The organism is Variovorax sp. OV084 (assembly GCF_900111625.1).
In the GTDB taxonomy this organism is placed as follows: Bacteria; Pseudomonadota; Gammaproteobacteria; order Burkholderiales; family Burkholderiaceae_C; genus Variovorax.
In genome coordinates this window covers 109,157-127,320 of sequence record NZ_FOII01000013.1, presented here as the reverse complement: position 1 = coordinate 127,320, position 18,164 = coordinate 109,157, and the positions used below count along the sequence as shown (strand labels likewise).

Annotated in this window: 18 protein-coding genes; 5 read left to right on the top strand and 13 right to left on the bottom strand. The window is 66.3% G+C overall.

What is annotated here, in order from left to right:
* Positions 1-19: 19 nt before the first annotated feature.
* The 13 genes from BMW87_RS25775 to BMW87_RS25715 form a co-directional block, all read right to left on the bottom strand.
* The gene (locus tag BMW87_RS25775; protein WP_093079705.1) at positions 20-436 is read right to left on the bottom strand and encodes a DUF3613 domain-containing protein; all 417 of its coding nucleotides are present in this window, start codon (positions 434-436) and stop codon (positions 20-22) included.
* Positions 433-1,407: a tetratricopeptide repeat protein gene (locus BMW87_RS25770; RefSeq protein WP_093079702.1), complete on the bottom strand. Its 975-nt coding sequence runs from the start codon at positions 1,405-1,407 to the stop codon at positions 433-435. The genes BMW87_RS25775 and BMW87_RS25770 overlap by 4 nt, the downstream gene beginning before the upstream one ends.
* The gene (locus BMW87_RS25765; RefSeq protein ID WP_093079700.1) at positions 1,404-2,366 is read right to left on the bottom strand and encodes a type II secretion system F family protein; all 963 of its coding nucleotides are present in this window, start codon (positions 2,364-2,366) and stop codon (positions 1,404-1,406) included. The genes BMW87_RS25770 and BMW87_RS25765 overlap by 4 nt, the downstream gene beginning before the upstream one ends.
* Entirely contained in the window at positions 2,363-3,367 is a 1,005-nt protein-coding gene (locus tag BMW87_RS25760) for a type II secretion system F family protein (RefSeq protein ID WP_256216912.1), read from the bottom strand. Before BMW87_RS25760 ends, BMW87_RS25765 begins: the two co-directional genes overlap by 4 nt.
* Complete coding sequence (locus tag BMW87_RS25755) at positions 3,360-4,682, bottom strand: TadA family conjugal transfer-associated ATPase (protein ID WP_093079695.1); 1,323 nt, start codon at positions 4,680-4,682, stop codon at positions 3,360-3,362. Before BMW87_RS25755 ends, BMW87_RS25760 begins: the two co-directional genes overlap by 8 nt.
* Positions 4,683-4,686: 4 nt before the next feature.
* Positions 4,687-5,970: a CpaE/TadZ family protein gene (locus BMW87_RS25750; RefSeq protein WP_093079692.1), complete on the bottom strand. Its 1,284-nt coding sequence runs from the start codon at positions 5,968-5,970 to the stop codon at positions 4,687-4,689.
* 40 nt (positions 5,971-6,010) lie between these two features.
* Positions 6,011-7,408, bottom strand: a complete 1,398-nt coding sequence (locus BMW87_RS25745) for a type II and III secretion system protein family protein (RefSeq protein ID WP_093079690.1) — start codon at positions 7,406-7,408, stop codon at positions 6,011-6,013.
* A 46-nt stretch (positions 7,409-7,454) separates the two neighbouring features.
* The gene (gene cpaB / locus BMW87_RS25740) at positions 7,455-8,444 is read right to left on the bottom strand and encodes a Flp pilus assembly protein CpaB (RefSeq protein WP_093079687.1); all 990 of its coding nucleotides are present in this window, start codon (positions 8,442-8,444) and stop codon (positions 7,455-7,457) included.
* Between the two features lie 81 nt (positions 8,445-8,525).
* Entirely contained in the window at positions 8,526-9,032 is a 507-nt protein-coding gene (locus tag BMW87_RS25735) for an A24 family peptidase (RefSeq protein ID WP_093079685.1), read from the bottom strand.
* A gap of 15 nt (positions 9,033-9,047) precedes the next feature.
* Positions 9,048-9,233: a Flp family type IVb pilin gene (locus BMW87_RS25730; RefSeq protein WP_093079682.1), complete on the bottom strand. Its 186-nt coding sequence runs from the start codon at positions 9,231-9,233 to the stop codon at positions 9,048-9,050.
* Positions 9,234-9,329: 96 nt separating this feature from the next.
* Positions 9,330-9,518 carry a Flp family type IVb pilin gene (locus BMW87_RS25725; RefSeq protein WP_093079679.1) on the bottom strand — a complete coding sequence of 63 codons (189 nt, stop codon included), beginning with the start codon at positions 9,516-9,518 and terminating at the stop codon, positions 9,330-9,332.
* A 425-nt stretch (positions 9,519-9,943) separates the two neighbouring features.
* The gene (locus BMW87_RS25720) at positions 9,944-11,428 is read right to left on the bottom strand and encodes a L,D-transpeptidase family protein (RefSeq protein WP_093079677.1); all 1,485 of its coding nucleotides are present in this window, start codon (positions 11,426-11,428) and stop codon (positions 9,944-9,946) included.
* Positions 11,395-12,498 carry a nuclear transport factor 2 family protein gene (locus tag BMW87_RS25715; RefSeq protein ID WP_093079674.1) on the bottom strand — a complete coding sequence of 368 codons (1,104 nt, stop codon included), beginning with the start codon at positions 12,496-12,498 and terminating at the stop codon, positions 11,395-11,397. Before BMW87_RS25715 ends, BMW87_RS25720 begins: the two co-directional genes overlap by 34 nt.
* Before the next feature lie 157 nt (positions 12,499-12,655).
* On the opposite strand from BMW87_RS25715, the gene BMW87_RS25710 reads away from it, so the two are divergent.
* The 5 genes from BMW87_RS25710 to BMW87_RS25690 all read left to right on the top strand — a co-directional run bounded on the left by BMW87_RS25710 (position 12,656) and on the right by BMW87_RS25690 (position 18,159).
* On the top strand, positions 12,656-13,618 hold the full coding sequence (locus BMW87_RS25710; RefSeq protein WP_093057559.1) for a LysR family transcriptional regulator: 963 nt from the start codon (positions 12,656-12,658) through the stop codon (positions 13,616-13,618).
* A gap of 130 nt (positions 13,619-13,748) precedes the next feature.
* Positions 13,749-14,270 (top strand): cupin domain-containing protein, encoded by a 522-nt coding sequence (locus BMW87_RS25705; protein WP_093057560.1) that lies wholly within the window; start codon positions 13,749-13,751, stop codon positions 14,268-14,270.
* Positions 14,271-14,307: 37 nt separating this feature from the next.
* The gene (locus BMW87_RS25700; RefSeq protein ID WP_093057561.1) at positions 14,308-15,315 is read left to right on the top strand and encodes a hydroxyquinol 1,2-dioxygenase; all 1,008 of its coding nucleotides are present in this window, start codon (positions 14,308-14,310) and stop codon (positions 15,313-15,315) included.
* Positions 15,316-15,398: 83 nt separating this feature from the next.
* Positions 15,399-16,862, top strand: coding sequence for an aldehyde dehydrogenase family protein (locus BMW87_RS25695; RefSeq protein WP_093079785.1), 1,464 nt, complete (start codon positions 15,399-15,401; stop codon positions 16,860-16,862).
* Between the two features lie 43 nt (positions 16,863-16,905).
* The gene (locus tag BMW87_RS25690) at positions 16,906-18,159 is read left to right on the top strand and encodes an ABC transporter substrate-binding protein (protein ID WP_093079672.1); all 1,254 of its coding nucleotides are present in this window, start codon (positions 16,906-16,908) and stop codon (positions 18,157-18,159) included.
* Positions 18,160-18,164: the final 5 nt, after the last annotated feature.

The following is an 18,164-nucleotide window of genomic DNA, read 5'->3' as shown; positions in this document are numbered from 1 at the left end:
GGCTCTGCTGGAGGCGTGCTTATTTCGGCATGCCGCCGCCGCTACCGCCGCCGCCGCCCGAACCCGTTGTCGACTTGACGGTCGAGCCCATGCGCTCCGGGATCGGGAATTCGAAACTCTTCAGGTAGCGTTCGTAGCTGCGGTTCGCGACGTTGCCCGCAATGGGGCGCGGTGTGGTGGAGGCGATGTCGCCGCTGCGCTGCCATGCGAGCAGGCCCTGCGTGGCGTCGCCCACCTGCAGAGGCTCGTACACGAACTCTTCGGCCCCGGCCATTTCTTCCTGGGCCTGCAGCGCGGGCGTTGGCGTGGACGCCTGCTCCGGCGCTTTGGGCGGCACCGCCTGCTGCGCGAGTGCCATGGGAGCGGTGCTCATCAACGCGGCCGCGAGGCCGAATGCGGACAGTGCGGCGAGACGGTGGGCATGTGCTTTTCTCATGGAGTGCCTTGTGAGGTCGGATTCGGCGAAAGGGAGACTGCTGCATCCGCGGTGGACGGATTGCGCTGGCTGGCCGTGCGGATGCCGCCCGTGCCGGACCAGCGCGAGGCCTTGAGCATCAGAGGAGGCGGTTGCGTCAGGTCTTCGCGCGCGAGCTCGTTGGTGTTGGGAATCGGGCGCAGGGCGACGGGAGGCGGTGCGGAGATTGCCGCCGCGAGGGGCACCGTACCGCCAGCGCGCAGTTGCTGCGCCGCGTCTCGCACTGCCGCGCGGGCTGCGGCGGGCATGCGATTGGCCTCCATCAGCTTGTTCGCCTGCTCGCCCTGGTCGGTGACTTCGAGATAGAGCGCCAGGTTGGACTGGGCCTGGGTGCTGTCGGGGCGCAGTTGCAGGGCTTGCATCAGCGGCAGGCGGGCGTCGGCGATCTGTCCCGCGCGCAGGTTTGCGTAGCCCAGGTCGCTGAGCAGCAGGGCGTCGGTCGGCGTCAGGCGCTGGGCCTGCTTCAGCAGCTGCACGGCTTCCGCGTAGCTGCCGCGCGCGCCTGCCAGCAGGCCGAGGCCGCGGTAGCCGGCGCTTTCGAGCGGCGTGCCCAGCAGGCGCTTGTAGGCCTGCTCGCTCAATGCGGCCTGGCCGGTCTGGCGCAGGGCATCGGCGCGCATGCGCGTGGATTCGGGCGACACACCCCAACGCTGTTCGAGCGCGTCGATGTGCGCCAGCGACGCGAACCACAGGCCTTCCTTCTGCATCTGCTCGACGAGCTTGAGGTAGGTGGCCTTGGTGTCGACGGCGGCGCCGGCCTTGGTGTCGGCGGCAGCCTCGGCGGATGCGCGTTGTTGTGCGTCGGCGCTGGCGGCGTACTGGTCCTTGAGCGCGCCGCATCCGGTGACGGCCATGAGCGCGGCGGCCGCGGCAGTGCAGGCCAGCAGGCGACCGGCACGGCTCGCGTGCTTGGGAAGATCGAGTGTTCTCATTTGACGATGGCTCCCAGTGAACGGAATATCGCGATGAAGCCCGGCCCAGCAGTGACGATGACCAGCGCCGGCAGCAGCGTGGTCACCATGACGCCGGTCATCTTCACGGTGATCTTTCCGATGCGTTCCTTCATCTCCGAGCGGCGGCTTTCGCGCAGCCGGTCGCTGAACACGCGCAGCGGCTCCTGCACCGCGCCGCCGTGCCGGTCGACCTGCACCAGCAGCGAGACGAGGCCGCGCATGTTCTCGTTCTTGTGCAGCGTGGCAAGGCGATGCAGCGAATGCTCGCGGGTGCGGCCCTGGCTGTATTGCGCATTGGCAATGCCCAGCTCGTAGCCCAGCACGTGCAGCACATGCAGGAAATCGGTGGCCATGATCTGCAGGCTCTGGTCCAGGCTCAGGCCCACGCCCTGCAGCAGCCGCAGCAGGTCGATGAACAGTGGGAGCTCCTGGGCCGCGCGTTCGCGCCGGCCGGCGGCAATGCGGCCGAGCACCCACTTGGGCGCCATGAAGCCGATGGCGGCTGCCGCTGCGAGGACGATGGTGACGGTGCTCTGCGAGTGCCCGCTGCTCCAGAAGACGGATGCCAACAGTGGCAGCATGAAGGCGAGCGAGATCCGGCTGACCAGGAAGACCAGCTGAGCCCGCTTCGACTGAAAGCCGCACTGGTCGATGAGGTTGCGATCTTCGTCCGCCACCAGGGCCCGTCCGAGCCGCGAATTCAGCCAGTGGAACGGCAGCTCGATTTCGGCCTTGGGCGGCGCGTCCGGGTCCGTGTCGCTTTCGAGAGGGGACTTCGTATCGGGCGCGACGGCCGCCTGCCGGATCGCCCGGCCGATGACGTGGCCGCTGCGCGTGCGGCGCAGTTCGGCCGCAATGAGCGCGCCGGCGCCGATCATCAGGCCCAGTGCCAGCAGCGCGAGGCTGAGGATGGCCAGTTGATTGGATGTCAATGTCATGCCAGCCTCGCCAGCCGGTAGAGCAGCGCTGCACCCGTCAGCTGCAGGCCCAGCGCCGAGAAGATCAGGATGCGGCCCGTGCCGTCGTTCCACATCCCCATGAAATAGCTGGGATTGGTGAGGATCAGGAAGGCTCCCACGCCCACGGGCAGCAAGCCGAGGATCCAGGCCGACAGGCGCGTTTCAGAGGACATGGCGCTGAGCTCCTGCTCCGCCTGCTCGCGGTCGCGCATGAAGTTGCCCACGCGCTCCAGAAGCAGGTCGGCACGGCCGCCGTAGCGCACGCCCAGGCCCAGGATGGAGGCGAGCAGGTACATCTCCTCGATGCGCACGTTGGCTGCCGTCTGGTGCAGTGCGCGGTCGAGGTCCATGCCCGCGCGCACCAGGGCCGCTGAGCGCTCCAGATGACCGCGCAGTGGCGCCTGCGTGGTGGAAATTGCGAGCTGGAAAGCAGCCTGCGTGGAGTTGCCGATGGTGATCAGGCGCACCATCGCGTCGATGTAGCCGGGGAGCTGGTGGATCAGCTTGCGGCGGAACTTCTGCAGCTGCAGCCACAGCGCAAAGCTCGCTATCAGCAGCAGGAGAAACAGCACGCCCAGTGCACCGAGCCATCCGGCCAGGATGCCGACCAGCAGGCAGATGCCGGCGATGATGGCCAGGGCGAAAACGATGGTTCGCGGCTCGATCACGCCCACCATCCACCCCGGGATCGCGCGCTCGAGCAGGCTGGTGCGTATGGGGGTGTTGGATGCCGCCCCGCCGTCGAACCACGGGTCCGTGGTCAGGGTTGACGCGGAGCCTTCGCCGGGAAGGTCCCGCAGGGGCATCGGCACGACCGTGGTCGATGCCGCGGAGGCCGTGCTGGTGGCGAGGATCTGCTGGTTCAGATGCCGCTCGGTCGCCTGCCGCGCCTGCCGGCCTTTCGCCCATTGCCACAGCAGCAGCCCCGCAGCCGCCATCAGCAGCGCGATGCAGGCGACCGTGAGCAGGATCTCATGCACGGTTGTCTCCCCCATGCTGCGATGCACGCTGCAGCGACTGGCGGAAGCGCGTGATCTTCGGCGAGTGCGGCGCGATGCCCAGCGACACCCAGCGGTCGCGCTCCTCGCCGTCGGGCGAGGCGACCGGCTCGTAGCGGTACAGCTCCTGCATCGCCACCACGTTGTCGTTGACGCCCGTGACCTCGCTCAGCGAGATGATGCGACGCTGGCCGCTGGACAGCCGCCCGATCTGCACGATGAAGTCGATGGCGTTGGCGATCTGCCGGCGCAGGCTCACTTCGCTGCCCTGGTAGCCGGCGAAGCCCGCGAGCATCTCCAGGCGGTAAAGGCATTCACGCGGAGAGCTCGCGTGGATGGTGCCCATCGAACCTTCGTGGCCGGTGTTCATGGCCTGCATCATCTCGATCACTTCGGCGCCGCGCACTTCGCCCACGATGATCCGGTCGGGCCGCATGCGCAGGCTGTTGCGCAGCAGGTCGCGGATAGACACCACGCCCGTGCCGTCGAAGCCGCCGGGGCGGCTCTCGAGCCGCACCACGTGGCTGGTGCCGAGCGAGAGTTCGGCCGTGTCCTCGATGGTGATCACGCGCTCGCGCGCTGGTATGAAGCTGGCAAGCGCGTTCAGCAGCGAGGTCTTGCCAGAGCTGGTGCCGCCGCTCACGAGGATGTTGCAGCGCGCGCGCACCGCGATCTCCAGCAGCTGCGCCATGCCCGCGTCGAAGGTGCCGAGCTTGACCAGGTCGGCCGGCGTGAGCGGCTCCTTGCGGAACTTGCGGATCGACACCGACAGGCCGTCGATGGCCAGCGGCTCGATGATCACGTTGATGCGGCCGCCATCGGGCAGGCGCGCGTCGACCATCGGGTTCGACTCGTCGAGCCGTCGGCCCAGCGGCGCGAGGATGCGGCGCACGATGCGCATCACGTGCTCCGCATCGGCGAAGCGCACGGTCTCGCGCTCCAGCATGCCGTGGCGCGACACGTACACGTTCTGGTAGCCGTTGATCAGGATGTCTTCGACCGCCGGGTCGTTCAGCAGGTCTTCCAGCGGGCCGAAGCCCGCGAGCTCCTTCGTCAGCGCGTCGGAGATGAGCTGCATCTCGCGGTCGTTGATCGGCACGCGGCGCAGGCGCACGAAGCTGTCGACTTCCAGTTCGACGAACTGCTGGATCGAGGCGCGCGACCAGCGGCCGAACTCCGCGCCCAGCTCCTCGATGCGACTGAGCAGGTGGTCATGCGTCCAGCTCTTGATGTCCTGGAACTGCTGGGAGTTGATGAACGCCTGGTCGTCGTCGGCAAATTCGATATCGGTGGACATGGGCTCAACCTTCGTGTGAACTCTTCCAGAGGCCGGTAACTTGCGACATGAGCGCAACCCAGCGTGGATCCTTGGCCGGGGGTTGGCCCGTGGCAGACATGTATTCCTGGTGCAGGCTGCGGGCGAGTCCCGTCACGGCCTGCGCATAGGGGTCGCTGCGCGCGGTGCGCACCAGCATCTCGCCGCGGCTGGCTGCCGCGAGCAGTTGCGCGCTGCGCGCCGGCAGCACATGCCGCAGCGGAAGTTCGAGGCGCTCGGCGATGTCCTTGGCCGACAGGCCCACGTGGCCGTCGAACTTGTTGACCACCAGCGACAGGCGTTCGATCTCGACGCCGCGCGCGCGCAGCTCCTTGAGCATGTTGGCTGTGGACACGATGCCGCCGATGCTCTGGTCGCACACGACCCACGCCTGCTGCGCTTCGCGCACGGTCTGCGCCATGAAGTCGATGGTCGAGAAGCCGCCGAGGTCGGCGATCTGGAAATCGAAGAAGTCGGCCAGTCGCTTGATGAGTGCGACCGAGTCGGCATGCGAGATCTCGCGCACCTGCGCCAGGCTGGCGGGCAGCGGCAGCACGGCCACGCCGCTGGTGTGATGCGCGAGCGCGGTGTGCAGCAGCGTCTGGTCGAGCCGGCGCAGGTTGCGCACGCCGTCGACAAAGCTGAAGCCGCTTTGCGTGTCGAGGTAGAGCAGGCCGTCGCGCGCTGGCAGGCCCAAGTCGAGCAGTGCCACGCCATGCCGCGTGCTGCGGCCCGGCGGGCGCGCGGGTGCCTGCGTGAGTTGGTCGTTCAGCGTCAGTGCAAGGCTGGTGGCCAGCGTGGTCACGCCGAGGCCGGCGCGCGCGCCGAGCAGTGCCAGCGTGCTGCCGCGCGTGCCGCCCTGCAGGGTGCTGCGCCGCTCCAGCAGTGTGCGCAGCGTGGTCACTGCATCGGAGGGAGGCGCGGCAATGTCGATGAAGTCGTCCACGCCCGCGCGCAGGGCCGAAAGCATGGCGGCGGGCTCGGCCGACACGCCGGTGGCCAGCACGGGCAGCGTCGGCCAGTCGCGCTTGAGGCGCTGATGGAGCTGGTTGGCGGCCGCGGCCTGGTCGGGCGAGAAGTCGATGAAGACCGCCACCGGCCCCAGCAGGGCGATGCGCTCGTCGATCGACTTCGTTTCCGGGGGCAGGACCACCACGGAGCCGAGGGTGCCGAGCGCATCGGTCAGCCAGGTGATGTGGCTGCCGTTGCTCGACGCAAACAGGTAGGTCTCGGTGCCTGTTTCGGGGATGCTGTCGCGTGGTGCGTTCATGGTGCCAGCTTGCGATGCACTGTCCGGGTCATCGTGGTCGTCAGCGGGAGAAGCCGGGCACTGCCGTGTCGGCCGCCCCGCCGAGGAAATACGAGCGCCATACTGCGCCGTCGCGCTGTTCGGCGGTGCCTGGCAGATACGGCGTGAGGTCGGTGCCCCGCGCAATGGGCTTGACCAGATGCGGGGTGACCAGGATTACCAGTTCCTTCTCCTTCATCTGGTAGTTGTTCTTGCTGAAGAAGGTGCCAATGATCGGCAGGTCGCCCAGCAGCGGCACCTTGTCGGCGTTCGAGGTGGTGGTGCGGCTCACGAGGCCGCCGATGACGAAGCTCTCGCCGTCGCCCAGTTCCACCGTGGTGTCGGCGCGGCGCGTGGTGATCGCCGGCACGGCGACGCCGTTGATGCTCAGTGAGTTTGTGTAGTCGAGGTCGCTGGCTTCGGGAGCGACTTTCAGCACGATGCGTTCGTTCGACAGCACAGTGGGTGTCAGTGTGAGGCCGATGCCGAAGGGCTTGTATTCGATGCTGGTGGTGCCCAGGCCTTGCGGCACTGGAATCGGCAACTCGCCGCCAGCCAGGAAGCTCGCGCTCTGGCCCGACAGCGCCACCAACGTGGGCTCGGCGAGCACGCGGGCCATGCCGTTGCCTTCGAGGAAGCCCACGTTCAGGCCGATGCCGGCCTTGCTGAAGTTGAAAAGAAGATCGAAGGCCTGTGTCACCGGATTGCTGTATTCGCCGCTGATGCTCCCGTCGCTGGAGAAGGTTGCCTTTCCGAGAGACGAGGGCGTGAACACGCCGAAGCTGAAACCGTGCGAGTTTGCGCGAGTGCTGAAGATGTTCAGGCCGGCCTGCTTGAGCACACTGCGGTTGAATTCCACCACTTTCACTTCGACCTGCACGGTGCTGCTGCGCACGTTTACGACGGAACGATCGATCAGCTCGGCCTTGTCGCCGGTGCTGGCCAGCGCCGTGTCGCGCGCCTGCTGGTGAGTGGCCATGCTGTCCATGGCGCCGGTGAGTGTGGACGCGCGGCGGCGCACTTCGAGTGCGTAGGTCGTCGCGGCGGCATTGCCTTTTTCCCAGACCATCAGCGTGGTGCGCCCCGCGGCCTTGCCAGTCACGATCAGCCTTGCGGCCGGCGAGTTCGGCGTCTTGCGGGTGATGGTGACCGCGGCGACGGCCTCGTCGCCGATGGCCATCCGGTCGATGCCTTTGTCGATCAGCAGTTCCTGCTGCATGCCTGCGCCAACCACCAGCGAGCGCTGCTGCTGGAGTTGCGGCCGCGTTCCCTGCGCATCGGCGGCGGTCGATGCCAGCGGCCAGACGGCTTGCGCCATTGCGCACGCGGCGATGAGGGACGGGCGCAGCTGCTGCTGCAGCCAAACCTCCTTGGAACTGCGAGTGGCACGGGTCGACGGCTCGCGAGGCGTGTAATGCATTTGATTTTCCTGGGTGACCTGTGTCGGGTGGCGGCCGGCGTCGGGCTCAGTAGTTCACGGTTTCGCTGCGTTCGCCGCGAATGACTTCGACCTGGAGCCCGCCTCGCGCGGGTCCCGCGGTACGCGGGCTGCCTGGAACTGCGCGGACCTCCGTGGCTAGCGGCCGCACGGCGGGGCCTTTGCCGCCTGTGACGAGGTCGGCTGCGGTCAACCCGGCCTGTGCCCGATCCAGGCCTTCCAGCGGGCCACGGCGCGGCTCGCCGGTCCTGGCTTGTATAGGCTGCAGGGCCGTGGGCAATTCGGCGAAAAGCTTGGGATCGGGTTCCGACTTGTCCGCCGGGTTGCGCAGCGCCAGCATCAGGCGACCACTGGCGTCGCCGATGGTCAGCCGGTTCACGTCGTCGACGGGCACTGCAAGCACGGCCGTACGGGCCTGCTCGTTGCGCTGGGGTTGCTGCGCCTTGTCCGGCGACTTGGACGGCAGGCCGTCGACGGAGGCGTTGCCGAAGGCCAGCACACGCTTGCGCGCGAGCAGCAGGCGCGCCTGGCTGCGGTCCACGTCCTTGCCATCCGACTTGAGCGTGATGAAGACGTCGACGAAATCGCCGGGCTGGATCTTGTTGCCCACGCCCATGATCTCGTCTGCCTTGATCGCGACGGCGCGTTCGCCTTCGCCGATGCGAAGCGCCAGACCCGATACCAGCTGGTTTTCCATCACGGGCGTGCCTTCGGCGAGGTCCAGCACCGGTACACGGCCGGCGGCCACCGCGACGTCCTGGAACGCGCCGGCCGGGTTGATCGTGAGGCGCTCCACGCGCAGCGCGTCGGCGGGAATCGCCTCGCCCGCGGGCAGCGGCTTGGCCGCCACCACGACCGGATAGACCAGCACTTCTCTGGCCTTGGTGGGCGCGGCTGCCGGGCCCGTTGTCGCCGCGGCCGGGGCGGGAGCCTGCCGGCTCAGCATCCATGCGTAGCCTCCCAGCGCGATGGCCAGGAGCACGAGGACTGCGGCGAGGATTTTGGTGAGGTTGATCATTGGCGGCGGATGAAAGAGTGGGGGCGAGCGATCATGGGAATGGAGAGATGAATGGCCCTTAGTGACAGAGGCGGCGAACTGCTAACTCTGTCGCCCCCAGATCATCCAGACCGCTGTGGCCATGGCGAGGTAGGCCGCGTAGGGGACGATGCGCTTGCGCTTCAGGGACGCACCGCCATCGATATCGATCACCGCAGAGGAGCGGCCTTGCAGCATCAGCGCGAGCCGGGGAAACACGGGCCAGCGCTGCAGCGCGAGCCAGAGCGCGCTGTGGAGGCCGGCCAACAAGCTGGCGCCGACCCAGATCGGCAGCAGCGCGGGCAGGCCGACCCAGAGTCCGAGTGCGCCTGCGAATTTCACGTCGCCGGCTCCCATGAAGCCGATGGCGTAGATAAGCAGCAGGCAGCCGAAGCCGACGGCTGCGCCCGTGAGTGCGGTGAAAGCGTCGATCCCGAAAGGCTGCATACCCAGGGCGAGTGCGGCCAGGGCCACAGCGGCTCCGGCGAGCACGAGCCAGTTGGGTACGCGGCGTTGTCGGAAGTCATAGACAGCGACGAATAGCAGCCAGAGCAGACACGCCAATCGCATCACGGGTTCGAATGCTCAGGACGTCGGGACGGTGAGCTTGCCGGTGATGTAGGTGAAGACGCTCGCGAGCTTGGTGCCCAGGCCGCCGGAGCCCGAGAGCACGCCGACGATGGCGATGGAGATCAGCCCCGCGATGATTCCGTACTCGATGGCGGTTGCGCCTTCTTCGTCGCGCAGGAAACGGGTGATGGAGTTAAACATGATGTGACCTTTCAAGGATGACAACTAAAGACTGACGATTTTTGAAACGGGATTTCGAGAATCGAGAGGGGAAACCATGAAAAATGGGCCTGGCGACTAGCTCGTCACCAGAGCAGCCAGCTTGTCGGTGATGTATGAAAAGACGCCCGAAAGCTTGGTGCCAAGGCCACCGGTTCCGGAAAGAACACCGACGATTGCAATTGAAATAAGGCCCGCAATAATTCCGTATTCAATTGCGGTTGCGCCTTCTTCATCGTGCAGAAAGCGATTAATTGAGCTATGCATGATTTACCCTTTCAGGAAGTGTTAACAAAGGCTTGCAAGGTGGATGTTATACAGCGTAACTCCGTGTATCAACAAGGCAAACCCGCAAGACTTTCGCCCAGGTGTGCTAGCCAAAAGGAGTAAAGCAGGATGGCTGCAAGCCTCCTGCCAGCCCGAGCCAGGAAGAGACCTGGTCAGCTGGTGGACAGTTTGGAAGTGAATTTTTCCCTCTGTAGGGCGCGCGGCGCCTCCCATGAAGAGGGGATGCGACGTTACGTCGCCGGGAACGCGCGAAACGGGGGTGTTACGGGAACAAGTGCGTTACGTGTTACGTAGCACGAAGCCCCAAAGGGCCAGATGTAACAGTGAAAAAAGGCTAAACCCGTGAGCAAAAAGTCACGGGTTTGAGGGGGTGACCCCGTCGCCGAGAGGGATTCGACCGGGCCTCAGCCCAGGATTTCTTCGTGAAAGAGCTTCCAGTCGGTACCCTGGCGTAACCAGTACTGGCGCCGGGAACGTCCGCTCTTCTCGCCTTCGAACACTTCGCCGAAGGTAACAATCATGGTGTCGTCACCGTCCCGCCAGTGGAGGTACGACATGTCCTTGAATTGCACGCGCTTGCCCTGCGCGTATTTCACTTCTTCGTCGACAGCCGAAATTCCTTCAGTGGATTTCTTGCTGCTGCGCTGGAAATCGGGCAAATAGAATTTCTTCAATTGCGCTTCATTTCCATTGGCTCGCGCATCTTTCCAGCCATTGATCGCGCTTGTAATTGACTGGGTTTCTTTTTCGGCCTGCGGTTGTGAAATCCATTGCAGGCTGCGCGCGGTCACCACCGGGGTGGCGCCAATTTGCACTTTTCGCAAAAGCTGCTTCAGGTCAGGGTTTGCCATGACCACGCAGCCGTCGCTGGCCAGCGGCGCCCGGGCGAACTGCTGGGGCGGGGTGCCGTGCAGCCAGATGCCGCCGCCGGTCTTGCCGCGCCGCACGTCGTACGGGTTGGGGTAGTTGATGGGCAGGGCGCCCGCGCCGTAGAAGTCTTTCAGCGACTTCGGATCGAGGCTGCTGGTGATGTAGTACACGCCCAGCGGGGTGCGCGCGTCGCCCTCGGTGACCTTGTCGGTGCCCGACTTGCCGACCGAGATGTAGTAGTCGGCCGTGAGCTTCAGCCCCTTGTCCGAGTTCTCGAACAGGTACAGCCGCGAGCGCGAGGCGTCGACGGCAATGGCGTAGCGGCTGCGGGTCGAGAGCGTCAGGAACTGCGACGGCACGGTGTTGGCCGGCGGACGCTCGCGCAGGGCCTGCAGGCGGCGCTTCGATTCCTCGTGCAGCTCGGCCATGGCGGGGTTGCCGCGCATCTTCGCGATGCTGGCGGTGTCGGGCAGGGCATTCGACGGGGGCACTTGCGCCGCGAGCAGGTCGCCGTAGACGAGCTGCGCAAGCTGGAAGTTCGGATAGTCGCGCACCAGGTCGCGGGCCTTGGCCAGCGCAGGGCGGGCCTGGCCACGGCCGAACATTTCATAGACCGCGATCAGGCGGGCTTCGGCGTTGCTGGCTTCCTGGATGGAGGAGGCGGATGCCGACCTGCGTGTGGGCCTTGTTGCCGTCGCGGCAGCTGTTCGGGCCTCTGCAGCGGCCACGCCCTTCTTGCCCTTGGCGGAGGCAGACCGGCCGTTCGCACCGCGCGTGGCGGAACGGCTGCTGCTCGCAGCCTTGGCCTTGGTGCTGCCGCTGGCGGCTTTGGCGCTGCCCGCCTTGTGGGTGCTGTTCGACGCCAGCGCCGCACCGGGCGCCGCCAGCATCAGCGCCGATGCGGTCATCAGCGCTGCGAGCAGTTGTCCGCTGCGCAGACGAAACGGGGGATTCTGAAGCCGGCCGAGCCGGACGATGTCTGCCACTAGCCGCCGACGCTTTCCTTGCGAATGTGCCATTGATTGCCGGAGCGCTGCAGGTCCAGCGTCTTGCGGCTCGAAACGTTGAGGTTGTCCGCGCGATAGATCTGGCGGAACTTGGCCGTCGCGTTCTGTCCGTCGACCTTGATCGCGAGGTTCTCGATGTTCACGCTGATGCTCGACTTGCCGACGATGCGGGCGCGGCGGTCTTCTTCCCAGCTCTTGCGGCTCTGGCCGCCGGTGGGCGTGAAGTCGGGGCCGTAGGCCGCGAGGTAGCGGTCCATGTCCTGGCTGGCCCAGGCCGAAGCCCAGGCGCGCACGGCGGATTCGACTTCGGCATTGGAAGCGGTGCTGGCCGCGGGGGCCGGTGCAGGTGCTGGAGCCGGCGCCGCTTCGGGCGCCTTTGCCTCGGGCGCCTTGGGCGCGGCGGCCACCGGTGCGGGAGCGGCTGCAACCTTGACTGGCGGCGGCGGCGCAGCGGGGGCTGGCGCGGGAGCCGGCGCTTTTGCCGCCGGGACAGGTGCTGCCGAGGCCACCAGGGCTGTCGACTTGGCGCCCGGCGGTGTCGGCGTGAAGAGCGTGCGGATCACCGCCAGCTTGGGTTGCACGGCCGTGTTGTTCTGGTCGAGCTGCAGGGCCTTGCTGTAGGCCTGGCTGGCCAGCCGTGCATACACGTCGCCGAGGTTTTCCTGGGCGGTGGCGTAGCTGGGGTTGGTGCGAATGGCGCTTTCGAGCGCGCTGCGTGCCTTGTCGAACTGGTTCTGGCTCGCGTAGATCACCGCGAGGTTGTTGTACGGCTCGGGCAACTCGGGCGCGTCCAGCGTGAGTTGGGTGAAGGCGGCGATGGCCTCGTTGCGCTTGCCGGTGTCGAGCTGGATCACGCCCTTGAGAAAGCGCATCTGCGGGTCGCGCGGCTTGTCTTTGAGGAAGGCGTCGGCCTTCGTCAGGGCCTCGTCGAGCTTGCCGGCCTGCATGAGCTTGTCGACCTCCTCATGCTCGATGGCGGCCAGCGCCGGGAGCACGGCGCCGCAGGTTGCCGCGGCCAGGAACAGGGCGCGCACGGTGGGGGAGAAGCTGAAACGGGCGCGTGGCCGGGGGCTCTTGGGCATTGCGGACAAGACCTCGTAGGGGTGGGTGATGCGGCAGGGATTGTAAGTGGGGCACGTAACTCCCCGACACAGGGATAACGGTCTTTCGAGGCCTTTAGGCTTGCCCGCAACGTCCCGTGGCGCCCCGCGCCGACCGGCCCCGCAGTACAGTGCCGCCGTGGACCGCCTCCAAAGCATTGAAACTTTCGTTCGCGTCGCGCAGACCCAGAGCTTTGCGGAAGCGGCGCGGCAGCTGCGCGTGGCCAACTCGGTCGTCACCACGCGGGTCAAGCAGCTCGAAGAGTTCCTGGGCGCGCCGCTGTTCCACCGCAGCACGCGCGTGGTGCGGCTCAGCGACATGGGCCAGGCCTTTCTGCGCGACTGCACCGAGCTGGTGGGCCGCGCCAACGACATCGTCGACCAGATGCGCGATGCGCGCGGCACGCCCTCGGGCATCCTGCGCGTACATGCACTCACCGGCATGGTGCTGGGCCGCTTCGCCACGCTGCTGCGCGAGTTCCAGACGACCTACCCTGACATCCACCTCGAGCTGATCGTGAGCGACGCGGTGGCCGACCCCGTGAAGGCCGGCGTCGACTGCGCGCTGCAGATCTTTCCCGCGGCCTCGCAGGAGCTGGTGTCGCGGCCGCTCTTTCCGGTGCGGCGAGTGCTGTGCGCCACGCCGGCGTACCTCGAAGCGCACGGCACGCCCGCTGCGCCGCGCGACCTGCACCGGCACAAGCTGGGCCTCTACTCGGGCTACCCCACGCGCGACCGATGGACCTTTCACCACGAGGGCGAGCAGACCACCATCTACCTGAACGCCGCGCTGCTGACCAACAGCGTGCACCTGCTGCGCGAATATGCACTGGAGCATGCGGGCATCGTCTGCCTGCCCACGCTCGTGGCGGGCGACGCCATTGCGCGCGGCGAGTTGCGCGTGGTGCTGGCCGAGCACCAGCTGTCGTCGTTCTCGCTGAGCGCGGTTTATGCGGGCACCTCGCGCAATGCGCTGAAGCTACGCCTCTTCATCGAGCACATCGCCACCCGCTTCACGCGCGTGCCGCCGTGGGACGCCACGCTGATCGAGCGAGGCCTTATTCCTGCCGAGCTCATCGAGTTCAGCCGCTCCAGCGGATAGCGCCCGAACGGGGGTAAACCCCTGCGATTGTTCGGAAGCTCCGAATAATCCTCTTCCAAACTGGTCCCTACCGGTGCCGCCGCTTGACTCCTAGAGTTCACCCATCACTGGAGACAACAGGAGACAAGCCATGACAGCCACCACTGCGACCGCCTACAAGACCCGCTTCGGTTCACTCAAGCACTTCGAGAAGGGTCATGTCGAGCCCATCGACGACGACGTTCGCCACTACGCGTTCTCCAACTGCTTCGAGATCGCGAGCATCAGCAAACCCTACGAGAAGGTCGTGTTCGGCCAGAACCAGATCTACGTATTGGAGACGCTGCGCGCCGAAGGCACCTCGCCCTGGTACACCTGCGCGCACGACGAATTCGCGCTCGTGATGGACGGCGACGTCGAAGTGCACCTCGTGCAGCTCGACGACGGCCAGGCAGTGGCCGACAAGGAAAAGAACGGCGCCGTGCTCGTCAAGGGCGAGCCCAAGGGCAAGAAGATGGGCTGGATGAAGCTCTCGCGCGGCCATCAGGGCCTGCTGCCGAAGAACACCGCCTACCAGTTCCGCAGCGCCGGCGAGCCGGGCGTGATCGTCCTGCAGAGCTGCAAGGGCGATCTGTCGGTCGAGAAGTGGGCCGACATCTGCCAATCGCACTGAGTGCATTGACCGCACCCGAATCCAGGAGCCACACACCATGAACGCACCCGCAGAACTCGCCAAGGTGATCGCGTCGCAGCCCGACGCCACGCTCGGCTACAAGGACTTTTCGCTCGGCAGCTTCAGCTTCCGCCGCGACGAATACTTCGTGCACATCGGCTGGAAGACCCGCGACGGCCGCCCCATGAGCCACACCATGGACGCCGGCAGCTACCTGCGCGCACTGATGCGCGACGTGGCCTGGGGCTTCTTCTATGGCTGGGTCAACTTCGACGACGTGTTCGGCACCGTCAACCACTACGAGTCGGTCGACCTGTACGCCGGCAGCTTCAACGGCACCATGAAGGACGCGGGCATCGACCTGCTCGAGAACTTCCCGACCGCGCAGATCCGCGCCACCTTCGAGGCCATGCTCGACGACTGGACCAACGAGAGCTTCGACCCCTTCGCCGCGCCGCAGGAAACCGGCTCGCCCTACGGCCGCAAGAACGGCAACAACACCGCCAAGATCACGAGGGCGCGTGAACTTGCCAAGCGCTGCGTGGGCCTGAAGGGCGACCTCGACCTGCGCAGCGACGAACGCGGCGCTCCGGTGAACCGCGCCTTTGCCGACGTGCCGCAGGGCCAGCCCGAGCTGCACCCCGAGCCCGGCTTCGAGAACGATGTGCACGCCTTCAATCTCTTCGGCTTCCTGAGCCGCTCGCAGGTCACGTGGAACCCGAGCTTCACCTCGGTGGTGAAGCACAGCTACATGTGCCCGACGACCGAGGAGCACATCCTGCCGATCATCCACGGCAACGATCGTGTCGAGTGGTTCTTCCAGATGACCGACGAAATCCACTGGGACTGCGGCGACAAGAACACCGGCAGGCCCATGGCCCGCGTGATCATGAAGGCCGGCGACATGGCAGCCATGCCCGCCTACTGCCGCCACCAGGGCTTCAGCCCCAAGCGCTCGATGCTGCTGGTGTGGGAGAACGGTTCGCCGAGCCTGGTGTACGAAATCCAGAAGGGCGAGAGCCCGGAGATTCCGGTCGAGTTCTGACCGGCTTTTCTCTCCCTCCCGACGCCCTTCCATCCAACTCTCCCCAAGCGGGGAGGGAGAGGAAACTCATGCCTGCTCTTTCCATTCGCCACCAGCTCTTCATCGACGGCCGCTTCGTCGACGCCGAATCCGGCGAGACCCTCGCTACGCTGAACCCGCACGACAACTCGCCCATCGTTAATGTTGCGCTCGCCGGCAGGGCCGACGTCGACAAGGCCGTCGCCGCGGCGAAGCGTGCCTTCCCCAGATGGAGCCGCATGGCTGCCGCCGACCGTGGCCGCATCCTGCTGAAGCTCGCCGACCTCATCGAAGCCAACGGCGAAGAACTCGCGCGCCTCGAATCGCTCGACACCGGCCACCCGATCCGCGATTCGCGCCGGCTCGACGTGCCGCGCACGGCAGCGTGCTTCCGCTACTTCGGCGGCATGGCCGACAAGTTCCAGGGCGAGACCATTCCGGTGGAAGAGGGCTTTCTCAACTACACGCTGCGCGAGCCCGTCGGCATCGTCGGCCAGGTGGTGCCGTGGAACTTTCCGCTGATGTTCACCAGCTGGAAGATGGCGCCCGCGCTCGCGGCCGGCAACTGCATCGTGATGAAGCCGGCTGAAATCACGCCGCTGTCGTCGCTGCGCATCGCCGAGCTGATGGCCGAGGCCGGCCTGCCGCCCGGCGTGGTCAACATGCTGCCGGGGCTCGGCAGCGTGGCGGGCCAGTACATCGCCGAGCACCCGGAGATCGCCAAGATCGCGTTCACCGGCAGCACCGCCACGGGCCGGCGCATCGTGCAGGCCAGCGCGGGCAACCTGAAGAAGGTGCAGCTCGAACTCGGCGGCAAGGGGCCGAACATCGTCTTCGAAGACGCGAACCTGCAGGCTGCAGTCAACGGGAGCGCGTGGGCCATCTTCCACAACCAGGGGCAGGCCTGCATTGCGGGTTCGCGGCTGATGCTGCACGAGAAGATCGCCGATGCCTTCCTCGAGCAGTTCATTCCGCTTGCGAAGTCGATCCGCCTCGGCAACCCGCTCGACGAGGCGACGGAGATGGGGCCGCTCACCAGCGCGCAGCATCGCGAGCGCGTGCTGAGCTACGTGGAAGTGGCGCAAGGCGAGGGCGGCGAACTGCTGGCGGGCGGCAAGTCGCCAGGCGGCGATCTTGCGAAGGGTTGCTACGTCGAGCCCACCGTGATGCGCGCCAGGTCATACAAGGACCGCGTCGCGCAGGAAGAGGTGTTCGGCCCCTTCGTCACCGTGCTCACCTTCAAGAACGACGAAGAGGCGATGCAGATCGCCAACGGCACCGACTACGGCCTCGGCAGCGGCCTGTGGACCAACAACCTGCAGCGCGCCCACAAGGTCGCGCGCGACCTGCACGCCGGCATGGTCTGGATCAACAGCTACAAGCGCGTGAACCCCGGCTCGCCCTTCGGCGGCGTCGGCCAGAGCGGCTACGGCCGCGAGATGGGGTTCGATGCGATGCGCGAATACACGCAGGTCAAGAGCGTGTGGGTGAACGTCGACGCGCAGATACCGCCGCACTTCGCGCGCTGACCCCTGATCGGGCGGCACAAAAACACAAGAGACGGAGACAACCATGACATTCAATCGCAGACAGTTCACGCAGGCCACGGCCGCGCTGGTGGCTTCGGGCGCAACGCCACTGGTGTTCGCGGCCGACACGCTGAAGATCGGCTATGTGTCGCCGCAGACCGGTCCGCTCGCGCCCTTCGGCGAGGCAGACAAATGGGTCATCGACCAGATGAAGACCGCCTTCAAGGACGGCATCAGTGTCGGCGGCAAGAAATACGCGGTGCAGATCGTGCTGAAGGACAGCCAGTCGAACCCCAACCGCGCGGGCGAGGTGGCGAACGACCTGATTCTGAAAGACAAGGTCGCGCTGGTGCTCACCGCCGGCACGCCCGAAACCGCCAACCCCGTGAGTGATGCCTGTGAACTCAACGAGGTGCCCTGCATCTCCAGCGTGGTGCCGTGGCAGCCCTGGTTCTTCGGCCGCAAGGGCGACCCGGCGAAGGGCTTCAACTGGACGTATCACATGTTCTGGGGCCTCGAAGACGTCATCGCCAACTTCACCAACGGCTGGAAGACGCTCGCCACCAACAAGAAGGTGGGCGGCCTGTTCCCGAACGACGGCGACGGCAACGCCTGGGGCGACAAGGAACTGGGTTTCCCCAAGCCGCTCGCGCAGATGGGCTTCACGCTCACCGACCCTGGGCGCTTCCAGAACGGCACGCAAGATTTCAGCGCGCAGATCGCGGCCTTCAAGAAAGAGGGCGTCGAGATCGTCACCGGCGTGGTGATTCCGCCCGACGCCAAGACCTTCCTCACCCAGGCGCGGCAACAGGGCTTCAAGCCGAAGATCATCACGCTCGGCAAGGCACTGCTGTTCCCTGGCGCGATCGAGGCGCTGGGCGACCTGGGCGATGGCCTGTCGACCGAGGTGTGGTGGAGCCCATCGCATCCGTTCACGTCGAGCCTCACGCAGCAAAGCGCCAAGGCGTTGGCCGATGCCTACGAGGCAGGTGCGAAGAAGCAGTGGACGCAGCCCATCGGCTTTGCGCATGCGCTGTTCGAGGTGGCGGCGAATGCACTCGGGCGTGCCAAGTCGCTGAAGGCTTCGGACGTGCGCGACGCCGTGGCATCGACCTCGATCAACTCGGTGGTCGGCCCGGTGAAGTGGGGCGGCCAAGGGCCGTTCAAGAACGTCAGCAAGACACCGCTGGTGCTCGGCCAATGGGGCAAGGGCCAGAAGTACAAGGTGGAGCTGACCATCGTGAACAACGAGGCGGCGACGAACATTCCTGCCGGCGGCAAGCTGCGGCTGCTCTGACCGTC